Genomic DNA, 12042 nt, shown 5'->3' on the forward strand with positions numbered 1-12042 from the left:
ATGCTCCACCTCGTAACCGGCGGAGCCGGCTTCTTAGGCGCTCATCTTACAAATGCTCTCGTAGACGACGGTCACTCGGTTATCATAGCCGACAACTTTTCTACCGGTCACGTTCGCAACCTCGAATACGCGATCTCCACGGGACGTGCTACGCTCGTCTACGTGGACGTGGCGCAACCATATGCGGACCTTTGCCACATCCTTGCCGACGCCGTAAAGACTCGAATCGAGCGCATTTATCACCTCGCGTCGCCCGCGAGTCCGAAAGCGTACGGCGAGCACCCGTGGGAAACGCTGCAAGTCAATGCAATTGGCACCATGGCGCTTATAGATCTTGCGCTCGAACACGAGGCGCGCTTTCTGTTCGCATCGACTTCCGAAATCTATGGCGATCCGCTCGTGCATCCGCAGCCGGAGAGTTACTTCGGCAACGTGGATCCGATTGGACCGCGGAGCTGCTATGACGAGGGCAAGCGGTTCGGCGAAGCCGCGGTAGCGACCGCAGTACGAACTCGTCAGCTCGACGGGCGCGTCGTGCGGTTTTTCAATTGTTATGGACCGGCAATGGACGAGAGCGATGGACGTTTGGTCCCAGAGCTATTCCACGCGGCCGAGGCAGGTTTACCACTTCCCATCCACGGCACCGGAAAACAAACGCGGTCGATGACATACGTCGACGATGCGATGGTCATGTTACGAGCGGTTATGGATCGGACGCAGCCCGAACTTCAACCCGTCAACATCGGCAGTGACGAGGAACTCACAGTGGAGGAGATTGCGCGTGTCGTCGCTCGCGTTTGCGGCGTCGCTTTCGAAACGCAATATCTGCCGGCGCGTGAGGGGGATCCGCAGATGCGTAAGCCCGACCTCACCCGAATTCGGTCCTATGGCGTGCCGCCCCCGACGACACTCGAAGAAGGCTTGCGTGCGACATATCGGTGGCTTCGCGACGAACGTCGTGCTTTCGCCTAAATGCTGGTTCAACCGACAACTGCGGAGTACTTAGACTTTCATTTCGCGGGGACAGACGCACGCGTAAGCGCGCCGCAGCGTATCCTCTCGGTTCTCAACCAAATGCTCGCTCCTCTTTCGAGCACATGGGTAGGGCTAAAGTCTCCCATCGCGATCGAGATCGCGTTCGATGAAGAAGTCTGGCGTATTACCGGGAGCTCGCCCAGCGCCGGCAAGGCGCTCGGGCGTTTGACACCTCTGCCTCAGGTGGCGGGAGCCGCGATCTCGTCGTTGCTCGCGGAGCTCGCGCATCACCGAGCGGTTAGCGTATGGCGTGCTACGATTGTCGAATCCCAAGGTAACGCGCTCGCGTTTGTCGGCGACGATTGGGAGTCTTGCATCACGTTGACCGCGCATCTGCACGCTCGAGGCTGGCGAATTCTCAGCGGAGATTACGCGTTGGTCGACATTCCCACGATGACGGCGATCCCATTTCAGAAATTGCTTCACGTCAACTCGTCGAGTCTTTCTTCGTTTCCCTTAGCGTACCGCCGCGCAGTCGAAGCGTCGCCATGGTACTCGTTGGCACATACGATCGCCTTCTATGCAATCGACCCGACACTTGTCACCGGGACGGTCGCTTGGGCGGAGCAGTGCGTCATCAGATCGATTCTCAAAGTAGACGGGCGCATCGCCGACCATCCCACCCTTGAAGCCGCCGAAGACTTCGCAATTACCGAAACTCTGCGCCTCAGTGACCTCGGCGTGGGCCTGGACAGCGCAATGTTAATCCCGGGCAGCTTTATCGAGACTGCCGATTTCGTGGAACGCTGGTTCCATACGTTGTCACCATGCGGCTCCTAACACAATCGGGGTTTTATCTCATCGGGCGTGTCGGCCCCGCGGCTATCGGCGTCTGTGGCATCGCAATCTATACGCGTTTGCTTGATCCTGCGAGCATCGGCACGTATGCGATACTGCTGAGCACCTCGCTCTTGGCGAGCGGGATCGGCTTCACGTGGCTTCGCATTGCTGCGCTTCGAGTTGCCGCGGGAGAGAAGAAGCTCGAGACTGACTTTACGACGACGGTAGGGCTCCTATTTGTGGGAACGGCGATCGTGGTCGCGGTTATCGAGGGTGTCGCTCTGCATTTTTATCAGCGGGGCTTCTCGGTGGACTTGATCGTGCTCGCAGCCGCCGCGGCAATATCGGCTGCATGGTACGACCTCAACGCAAGCCTGCTTCAGGCGCGCCTCAAAGTCGTCTCGTGGGGCCTCCTGAATTTGGCCCGTGCTGTGGTGGCCGTTACGTGTTCGGTTGTGCTGATTTATGCCGGTTTCAGAGAGGAAGCATTGCTGGGCGGTTTCGTGTTCGGCAATGCGTCGACGCTAGCGTTCATGAAGATGTGGCGTCCGGCAGTCACCGGTCGCTTTGACGCCGCGCTGTTTTGGCGCTGTTTTCATTTTGGCTGGCCCCAAAGCGTAAACGCCGCCCAAGCCCTTATCGCGCCAACCTTCCAGCGCTGGACGCTGCAGCTCATCGCCGGGAGCGGAGCAGTCGGAATTTTCGCGGTCTCACAAGACTTTTCAACTCAAACGATCGCGAGCATTGTCGGAGCGATAAGCCTTGCCGGCATTCCGCTCGCATACCGGGAAAAAGAACGCGGCGACGTCGCGGCGCTCAACGCTCAGCTGCGCGAGAATGCCGGCCTCATTTTCGCAATCGCGCTTCCCGCGACGGTCGGGTTTGCGATCCTCTCATCGCCGATCGCACACTCGCTCTTTGGTATGCGCTTCTGGAGCGGAGCTTCGCTCATTCTCACGCTCGTCGGCGTCTCGGCGTTCGCTGTCAATCTACGGACGTACTACTTCGATCAAGCATTCGAATTGGCGATGGAGACGCGTCCCCAGGCCGCGATCTCGGTTATCGGAACGGTCCTCGCAGTGGCAGCCACGCTGATCTTGGTGCCGCGTTTCGCGGCAGTGGGTGCCGCCGTCGGCGGATTGCTTGCAAGTATTGTCTGTCTTGTGCTCAGCATTGTCTGGGGCATGCGTATTCTGAGAATGCCGCTTCCGATTCGCGACTGGAGTCGTACCGCAATCGCGACTATCGGTATGGGACTCGTCCTTGTCCTCGTTCCGAAGGAAAACAATCTTCTTGGTCTATTTTTCGCAATCTCCGGCGGAACGATAGTCTACATCGTGCTCTCATCCGCAATGCGTTTTTCACTCCTCCGCACGCATTTCGGCGGGCGGTTTGTGTGGCTGCAGCGATGACGGCAACTCCGCGTCACGTTGATTCGTACGATCTCTATGGTGGGAAGATTACGCCGGTGACGATCGACGATTTGCTTAGCTTGCTCGAATCTTACGTCGATTGTGGGCAACAGTGCATTGTGGCGTCGCAAAACATGCATGGACTGCGCGTTCGTCTCCAAGACGCGGCCATGAGGCGTCTGCACGAACTCCCGCAGACATACGTCCACATCGACGGAATGCCGTTAGTATTGCTTTCCCGTCTGCGCGGCATTCAGGCCAGCCGCCGTCATCGCGTTACGCTCGTCGACTTCATCTGGCCGCTGCTTGCGCTCGCCGAACGTCGTGCTTGGCGCGTCTATTTTCTCGGTGGCAGCGATGCGGTGGTTCAGGCTGCGAGTGGTCGCATCGGGGCTCGGTTCCCCCGGTTGGACTTTCGGGCGCGTCAGGGATATTTCGAAGAGTCCTCGTCATCGGCGGTGGCGAGCCAGATTGCGAGCTTTGCGCCGCACGTCGTTCTGGTCGGCATGGGTATGGGGCGTCAGGAAAGTTGGATCCTAGACCACTACGAAGCGCTTGCGCCGGCATCAATCGTGACGGTCGGTGCCTGCATGGAATACATCGCCGGCACCGTAGGCACTCCGCCCCGCTGGATGGGGCGTACGGGTCTAGAGTGGCTTTACCGGTTTGCGGAAAATCCGTCTCGGTTTTGGCGCCGCTATCTGATCGAACCGTGGATCGTGTTGGCTTATGTCCTGTGGTACACGGTTTCGCGTTGAAAGTTCTCGTCGTCACCGATCAGGTTCCGGGTCACGATCTCGCGTTTCAGAAGTCGGGGCACGCGCAGTATCTCGGTTCTTTGCTCAAGCACTTTGCTGTTCGCGGCGACAATGTCACACTGGTAGTATTCCGGCCAAAGGTCGACTTCTTGGCTCTATCTTCACGCCGTCTTGGCTATGACTTGATCGGGCCGTCCTTTGCGCACATCGGTGCGTCGATCGTTCTGCTTTCTCCGATTGGAATCTGTCGATGGATCGCCTGGAAGATCTTCGCGCGCCTACCACAACGCTGGCAGTCCGCGATCGACAGCGTCCGCCAGCGCTTCCGCCGAGCTCGCAAAACCGTACACCACCTTGGTACCTTCATCGCCGAAGCAGAGATCGAATTCGTTCGTGTAGCCATTCGAACAGCGAAGTTCGATCTCGTCGTGTACGATGGTATATTCAATAGCTGCGGTCGCATCGAAGATGCGCAGCACTGGCTGCTCGCCCATGAGGTCAAACATGAGCGGACGGCGATCTTCGCACGACAGGGGGTTGACGTCACGGCTTCCGCCGTAAGCGCCGAGGTCGAGAGCCGGATTCTCGCAGACGTAGACACGGTAATCGCCATTCAACAGGAAGATGCGCGAGAGTTCCGGCGGTTATCACCGGGCTCGCGAGTTATCGTCCTCCCGGCGACGATTGCTATGTCTCCGCGGCGCAGCGTTGTCGAAGCGACGCGCCGTCGCTGTATGTTCGTCGGCAGCGGTTCGTACCACAACTATGATGGCATAAGTTGGTTCATCCGCGAATGCTGGCCGCAAATTCGCGCCGCGATCCCTGCCGCAACGCTTGATATCTTTGGCAGCGTGTGCTATCGCCTAGGCGAGCCTCCGCCCGGAGTGACTCTACACGGTGTCGTGGACGACCTTTCTCCCGAGTATGCATCGGCTTCAGTTACCATTGTTCCACTCCGCGTCGGAAGTGGTCTAAAAGTAAAGTTAGTCGAGGCATTCGCTCACGAGCAGGCGATCGTGACGACGCCGGTCGGAGCGCAGGGTCTCATGGAGATCGAGCCGCGTCCCTTCGTGATCGCGCATCCGAGTGCAGAGTTCGCCGCTGCGACTGTTGCTCTTCTAAGTGATCCTGAGCGGCAACGTGTGCTTCGCGCTGTTGCGCGACGCTGCGCCCAATCATTTGCTCCCGACACTGCCTTCGGCGAGTTTGACGATGCACTGGCATCCGACACGCGAGTATCCGCATGACGCGCGTCTGCATTGCAGTGCCGACGTTCCGAAGGGTAGAGTACCTCGGCAAGCTGTTGACAACGCTCTCGAATCTGACGCCCCTTGATCGCGAGTTCACAGTCGGCGTCGTCATCTTGGACAACGATCCGGACGGCAGCGCGCGAAGCACGGTAAGCGGAACCGCTGCGACATTCCCGTTTGCGCTGCATTACGAGCACGTTCCCAGCCGCGGGTTGTCGACCGTTCGCAATTACGCACTAGCTTATGCGCTGCAGCATGCGGACGTCCTGGTTATGCTCGATGACGATGAGCTGCCGGAGCCGCAGTGGTTAAGTGAGCTGCTTCGGGTTGCGCGAGCCACAGCCGCGGATGCCGTGATCGGTCCCGTGCAAGCGCTGTTGCCCGACGACGCTCCACGTTGGATTCGCGAATTTCGCGCTCGCGAATACCCACGCTTTCGCGACGGAGAACTCGTCGCCGACGGCTGGACGAGCAATTGTTTGGTTCGTGTCCAGCGAATGTCCGATGCCGGTCTTTCGTTTGATACGTCGCTCGATTTTGCAGGGGGCGAAGACCAGCTCTTTTTCCGCGAGTTGCTGGCGCGCGACGGGACGATCGCTTACGCCGCGCAAGCAACGGTCTGGGAGATTCTTCCGGCCGCGCGGCGGTCGATCGGCTGTGTTCTCAAGCGCAGCTTTCGGCGGGGCAATTCTTTAGCAATGTGCGATCGCCGTCTCAAGGGAGATTTTTTCGGCCTCGCGATTCGCGCTGCAAAGGGCTTGGCTATCATGGCCATAGGAGCCGCGCAGCTCGTCCCCCTGGCTCTCTTTCGCGGCAAGGCGGCGGCGGTAATGAGTTCGTTTGAAATTGCGCGCGGAGCCGGAATGCTCGCCGGACTCGCCGGTGTTTCGTATCAAGCATATCGACGGCAAGCATGACGAGATCGGACCTCGTATATCTACTGTTGACCTGCTGCGCGCTGATTGCATCGGTTTTCGTCCGGTCCCCTTTCCCCATGGGCGATCCGGCCATTTTCGAGTACATCGGACATTCGATTACGCGCGGAGCGCATCTTTATACCGATCTATGGGACAATAAGCTGCCTAGCATCTATTACGTCAATGCTCTTTGGTGGCTGGCGTTTGGAGCGGATTATCGGCTACACGCGTTGGCGGAATCCGCGATCAACGCGGGAACGTTTGCGCTCTTCGCCCTTATCGCGCGTACTTTGGGCGTAACTCGATGGGCGGCGGCTACGCTCGTCTTCGCTCTGCTTTACCTTTTTGTCGGCGGCGCGCTCGATCAAACTGAACAGTATGCGACGCCGTTGATCTTGGCAGGTATTCTTCTCGGTCTGCGGCGTCAGGGTGTTCTCGCTGCGGTGGCTTTGGTCGCTGCTTCCACATTTTGGCTGCCGGCAATCGTAGTTGGAATCGTTCCGCTCTTTGCGATTGGCGGCCGGCGGGAGCGCCTCGAACTCGTGCTAATGAGCATTGTCGCGACGATGGGCTGCGCCGTAGCGTTTGCCGCGCTGTTCGGGCCGTCCATCTCCAGCGAGCTCGTGCGCAGCTGGTTTTCGTATCAGGCCGGAAACTACGTCACCGCCGATAGCGTCCAAGTGCATCGCTATCCGTTTCCGTTTCTTTCGCCGCGCTATTACATTGAGTCGGGTCTTGGTGTAATGCTTTGCATGATCGCAATCTTTTGGACTCATGGCCGGACCCGAGCGTTGCGCTTCACTCTTTGGTGGTCGGTCGCGACGCTGGCAATCGTTTTTGCTTTGGGAAGACCGTCGATCCACTTTTTCCTGCCGTTGTATGCACCTCTCGTGCTAGTTCTTGGGCTTCAGACGCTTGACGTCCATGCGTTCCTAAAGCGGTGGTATTTTTCAAGTGTCGCCGTCGTCTGCGCTGCACTAATGATCGTCTTCGCGGTACGCGACAGTCGTCGAGACTTTTTCGGAACGCCGGCGGCCATCACATATACCGGTGATCTCGTTCGGGATGCCTTCGGTCCTCGTGTCGTAGCTCTTTTACCATGGGAAATCTATCTGACATCGGACGCCGTCCCACCGAGTCGTTTCTTTCTTGCGCAAGGGAACGTCAAGTTCGCCAAGGATCGGGATCTCTGGGTACGAGAGCCAACCGTGTTCGTCGATGCCGCAGATTTGCGGTTCAACGGCGTGCAGCCGCCTGATAATCTCCGGTTCGTATGCCGGAATAGCCGGACGCTTCCGTATGTGATCCATGCGGAACGCCCGATTAGCGGAATTTCATGCGAACACACATGATCGCGCGAGTGCTCCTCGTACTTTTCGTACTGCTGCTTTTCGGCATACTCGAATCTCCGGATAGCACGGAGAGCGGTTCGGGAATTCAACAGGCAATCTGGACGCTTACTTACGTGGTCTCCATCTTGGGCCTGTACGTGGAGCGTCGGCGTGCGTGGCCGCTCATTCGCAATTCTTGGCCGATCGTCGCTTTGATTGGTTTGATCGTCGTATCTTCCGTTTGGTCGGATTACCACGCGATCAGTCTCAAGCGTGCGCTCGAGCTCGTTGGCACATCGGCATCTGCGTACTTCATCGCCGTACATTTCAAGCTATTCGAATTTCTCGAAGGCTGGGTTGCCGCCACTGCCACGGCGGCTGTTGCCAGTCTGTCGCTGATACTCGCGGTGCCGTCACGCGGCGTCATGCAGGACGCGTACGCCGGTGCATGGCAAGGCATCTTCGTACATAAGAATAGTCTAGGGCAAGCGATGGCCTTCGGCATCATAACGATTCTCATCGTCGCATTTGCCAAGGACCGGGCTCAACGCCGCAATCGCCTTCTGGTTGGAGCCGCGCTCCTGTGTTGTGTGCTGCTGCTCGGTTCAGCTTCCGTAACGAGCTATCTAATATTTGCCGTTCTGGCATTGGCTCCGCTGATGTTTTGGATGTCGCAATCAGTGCGTGCCCGCCGCGCGCTGCCATGGATGATAGTCTTTGGCATTGTTGCCGCTTTGTGCATCGGTCTCAACTTCGACACGTTTATCAACTTACTCGGTCGCGACTCGAGCTTGACCGGCCGCACGGATCTTTGGACGTCGGTTATGGAAGCAATTGGAAAACGTCCGCTACTCGGTTACGGATACGGCACGTTTTGGCTCCCTGACGGTACAGGTTCGGCGTATCTGTCGACCCTCTTGGATTGGACGCCGTATCACGCTCACAACGGGGTGCTCGAGTTGTTGCTCGACGTCGGTTTCGTCGGGACAGGACTTTTTCTCTTCGTTCTGGCTTTTGGGCTATGGCGGGCGTGGAAGTTCGCGTGGGGTCAACACGATATCACGCGCCTCTGGCCACTCGTCGCGATGATCTATTTCATCGCGGGAAATATTACCGAAGCGAACATAGCGAAGTATAACGAGATGAATTGGGTAATCTTCCTCGTCGCGTTTCTCTTCGTAAGTCAGCCGTTGACGGCCAAGGCTCCAAGCATTCGTGTCAACGAGAGATTAGATACGCGGCCACAGCGTAGGGAGGCAGTGTTACGGTGATGGGAGACGTCCAAGGCCCTGTGTGTTCGGCGGCAGGGCCCGCCCACGTTCCGTCGCGCGAGAGATCGTATTGCGTTTTCCCGTAGGTAAGTGAGTGAATTCCCGAACCGTGCGACACGGAATCGATCGTAATCGGGACGGATACCGTTTTCTGGTCATCGAGGTTGAATAGGAGAAGAGCAAAGTTTTTGCCGTGCGTCGCGGCGTACGCCCGCACGGATCGAAGGTTTGGTGGAACGGTCACGCCGATCATGCGTTCGCCGTCCGTCACGAAACCTGACTGCGACAATACCTGATAGACGCGAGCCGTCGGAAGCAGGGTGCCAAAGGGAATCGTCTCGATGACATTGCTGCACCCACCATAGGGCGGCGTCGGAAGACCGTCCGAAAATATTGCGTAACCGCCAAACTCTTGCCACCCATACAGTGACGCGGAGAGATTGCCGTTCGTGCCGCAACCGCCGTTTCCGAGCCACCACGTCGAGCGCCGTACGCCGGCAAGGAGCATCTCGCTGAGGGCTTGTCCAGCGAACAAGGCCTGTGTAATCGATACGGTCTGTTTTCCGGGCTTATCATATACTGAGCCGATTTCGCCGATATCAATAGGGGAATCGGGCTTTCCGGCGGTCGCGAGCTCCGCTTTCAATTTTGCTAGAATGCCGGCAAATGCTCCGGGCGCATCCCTGACGAGGAATCCGTCGTCTTCTTTCCCTGGCTGTTGGGCATAGAAGTGGAGATCGACGTAGTCGAATTGTGTGTGCGCGAGAACGTAGGCGTCCCAATTTCTCCCGGACGGATCGACGGCACCGGGCGAGACAGGGATGCCAACGCGAATCGTCGGGTCCTGAGCCTTCATCAGTTTTAGGTAATTCCCAAACGATGACGCGTACGTTGCCGCGTCGTGAGGAAGGGCATGCTGATCCGTCTCCCACGAACCATAGACTTCGTTGCCGACTTCCCACCACCGAACACCATAGTGCCTCGTCGTGTTCGCGTAATGCACCCAGGCTGCGGCTATTTGCGGATCGCCGGGCGCGATACACGCCGGCTGCCCCGAGCTCCCGTAGTTTACCGTCACCGCGACGTCGAGGCCAGCGGGTCGGGCGATGAGAGTCATATAGTGATCGAATGTTGCCGACGGCCACACGTACGATTTGGCTCGGCAACCTGTAGTCGTTTGCCAATTAAACTCATCGGAATCTGATCCACCTGGCCAACGCCCAGCTTTCATACCTGCGCGTCTGAAGGCTTCACTCTGCCCGGGGATGGCGGTATCAAAGGATACCGTCGAATTTGCTCCGAGAACGGTCGCATGAATTGCTTGTCCGATCACCGCGGGATGAATTGAGATCGTCGCGCCTGCTCTAGCGTCACTCGTCTGCGCGCTCCCCGAGCCGCAACCGGTAATGACAGCGATCAAACATAACGCGACTGCCGAAATCATTAACGATTCTCGACGGCGTGAAATTGTTGGAGAAGAATGTTTATGCACAGTGTTTTCGGATCGGAACAATCTGAAATCGTTGGAGATCATTTGCGGACCCAATAACGAATGCCCTTGGTAGAGCGCCACATTGACGATGCCTAAATCCACCCCGATTCGTGCCCTAGAATAGGCGCCCATAGCGCGCTCGATGCGCATTCTGCCTATTATGCGCAGACGAAACGCCTCGACTGCTCGGGGCTCTTCCATTCCGTGCGGGCTGCGCGTTCAGTTCAGCGCCAAAGTCAACGTGGCGCTCTCCCCTAAGCTACGTCAATGTCGCGTGGTTGAACGGACCGTCGAGGGCCCGTGCCTCTGGGCACCGTCCGAGGCCTGGTTGCTCGCTGTCAGTTAGTTGTCGGACCAGTTTTTTTGCGCACAAAACCGGAAGCGAGCCTGGCCGGAGTGAAACCGTATCGGACCACAACACCTGTGCACTGGGGATAGCTCTCGCTGACAAGCCAGTGATACTCATTGTGGATTCGACCACGGTCTTGTTCTTTTATTGAGTTGGGATGTTGTGATTTCTTATCTACCGGTCTCTATTGGCTATCTTGCATCCGCGCTCGTCTTCGCGACATTCTGGATGCGCACGCCGGTTCGGTTGCGTCAGGTGGCGATCGCAAGCAATGTTGTCTTTTTCATCTACGGCATCCTGATGGCCGCCTGGCCAATCGCAATACTCCATGCAATTCTGCTGCCGCTAAATCTCTTGCGTCTGCGCGAGTTGCGCGACCTGATCAAAAAAGTTCAGGCGGCGCTAACCGGTGACTTGAACATGGACTGGCTCCGGCCGTTCATGCAGTCTCGTAAATTCGCAGCCGGAGAGTATATCTTCCACAAAGGCGACTCGCAGATCGACGTGCTCTACATCGTGAGCGGCAACGTGCGCCTGCCCGAGATCGAGGTCGCCGTCGGCACCGGCGAGCTGATCGGCGAGATGGCGATCTTTTCGCAGGAGAAGGAGCGGAGTCTCTCCGCGCTGTGCGTCACCGATGTTGAAGTCCTTCACATGCCGGCCGACGCCTTCCTTAAACTCTATTTTCAGAACCACGAATTCGGTCTGTTTCTGGTGCGGCTGATCACGCGCCGGCTGCTCCAGGACACGCAACTGCTCGGGAGCATGATCAACGAACGCAACTCGCAATTGGAGAGACTAAGATTCCACACTGACGTCGACGAAGCGACGGGAATCGCGAACCGGCGAGCGTGCGAAGCCCGCTTGAACATGGAATGGTCGCGCGCGCTCCGGACGCCGGCTCCGCTCTCGCTGATTGTCGCGCGGATCGAAGATCGTCATGGCCGTGCGTGGAGTGACGAGGTGTTGGCCGCAGTCGCGCTGGCGCTCGGTTCATGCGCCTCGCGCGCGTCCGATCTGTTGGCTCGGTACGACGGCGAGTTCGTTGCGATTCTCCCCAACACGGCGCAGGGTGCCAAGCCGATTGCTGATGAGATGGCGCGTGCTATCGCCGACCTCGAGGTACCGACTGCGAGCATTTCGGCGGGTGATCTCTATCTGAGCAGCGGCTTGGCGACACGCACTCCTCAAAAAGATATCCCGTCTAAGGTGTTGCTCGAAGAAGCGTATCGCGATCTCGCCGGCGCCGGCGACATGCTCGCATCGGCTTAATCTGCTCGCGCCCCTTTGTCATCCCGAGCGAAGTCGAGGGACTGCGACGGTTACGACCTAGCTGTTGTCGCATGCTCGTCGCCGTGGTATCCGTAGGTCATCAAGACCACGCGGGACGGTATAGTAGTCCTCGCCCATCGAACTGGATTGTGGTGGGTAGATGCGACAGCGTGAT

Annotated in this window: 10 protein-coding genes; 9 read left to right on the forward strand and 1 reads right to left on the reverse strand. The window is 58.0% G+C overall.

What is annotated here, in order from left to right; all coding sequences use genetic code 11:
- The 8 genes from VGG22_14935 (at position 1) to VGG22_14970 (ending at position 8754) form a co-directional block, all read left to right on the forward strand.
- Positions 1–972, forward strand: a complete 972-nt coding sequence (locus tag VGG22_14935) for an NAD-dependent epimerase/dehydratase family protein (GenBank protein HEY1729670.1) — start codon at positions 1–3, stop codon at positions 970–972.
- 102 nt (positions 973–1074) lie between these two features.
- Positions 1075–1815, forward strand: a complete 741-nt coding sequence (locus tag VGG22_14940) for a hypothetical protein (GenBank protein HEY1729671.1) — start codon at positions 1075–1077, stop codon at positions 1813–1815.
- The gene (locus VGG22_14945) at positions 1803–3227 is read left to right on the forward strand and encodes a lipopolysaccharide biosynthesis protein (GenBank protein ID HEY1729672.1); all 1425 of its coding nucleotides are present in this window, start codon (positions 1803–1805) and stop codon (positions 3225–3227) included. The genes VGG22_14940 and VGG22_14945 overlap by 13 nt, the downstream gene beginning before the upstream one ends.
- Positions 3212–3985, forward strand: coding sequence for a WecB/TagA/CpsF family glycosyltransferase (locus tag VGG22_14950; GenBank protein ID HEY1729673.1), 774 nt, complete (start codon positions 3212–3214; stop codon positions 3983–3985). The genes VGG22_14945 and VGG22_14950 overlap by 16 nt, the downstream gene beginning before the upstream one ends.
- Complete coding sequence (locus tag VGG22_14955; protein HEY1729674.1) at positions 3982–5232, forward strand: glycosyltransferase; 1251 nt, start codon at positions 3982–3984, stop codon at positions 5230–5232. Before VGG22_14950 ends, VGG22_14955 begins: the two co-directional genes overlap by 4 nt.
- The gene (locus VGG22_14960) at positions 5229–6152 is read left to right on the forward strand and encodes a glycosyltransferase family 2 protein (GenBank protein HEY1729675.1); all 924 of its coding nucleotides are present in this window, start codon (positions 5229–5231) and stop codon (positions 6150–6152) included. Before VGG22_14955 ends, VGG22_14960 begins: the two co-directional genes overlap by 4 nt.
- Positions 6153–6229: 77 nt before the next feature.
- Positions 6230–7504 (forward strand): hypothetical protein, encoded by a 1275-nt coding sequence (locus VGG22_14965; GenBank protein ID HEY1729676.1) that lies wholly within the window; start codon positions 6230–6232, stop codon positions 7502–7504.
- A complete protein-coding gene (locus VGG22_14970; GenBank protein HEY1729677.1) occupies positions 7501–8754 on the forward strand; it encodes an O-antigen ligase in 1254 nt (417 codons plus the stop codon). The genes VGG22_14965 and VGG22_14970 overlap by 4 nt, the downstream gene beginning before the upstream one ends.
- Here VGG22_14970 and VGG22_14975 read toward each other — a convergent pair.
- Positions 8702–9871 carry a hypothetical protein gene (locus VGG22_14975; protein ID HEY1729678.1) on the reverse strand — a complete coding sequence of 390 codons (1170 nt, stop codon included), beginning with the start codon at positions 9869–9871 and terminating at the stop codon, positions 8702–8704. The two genes, VGG22_14970 and VGG22_14975, sit on opposite strands and share 53 nt — an antisense overlap.
- Positions 9872–10757: 886 nt before the next feature.
- Here VGG22_14975 and VGG22_14980 point away from each other — a divergent pair.
- Entirely contained in the window at positions 10758–11867 is a 1110-nt protein-coding gene (locus tag VGG22_14980) for a diguanylate cyclase (protein HEY1729679.1), read from the forward strand.
- Positions 11868–12042 lie beyond the last annotated feature (175 nt).

This window comes from Candidatus Baltobacteraceae bacterium (genome assembly GCA_036489885.1).
GTDB lineage: Bacteria > Vulcanimicrobiota > Vulcanimicrobiia > Vulcanimicrobiales > Vulcanimicrobiaceae > JAFAMS01.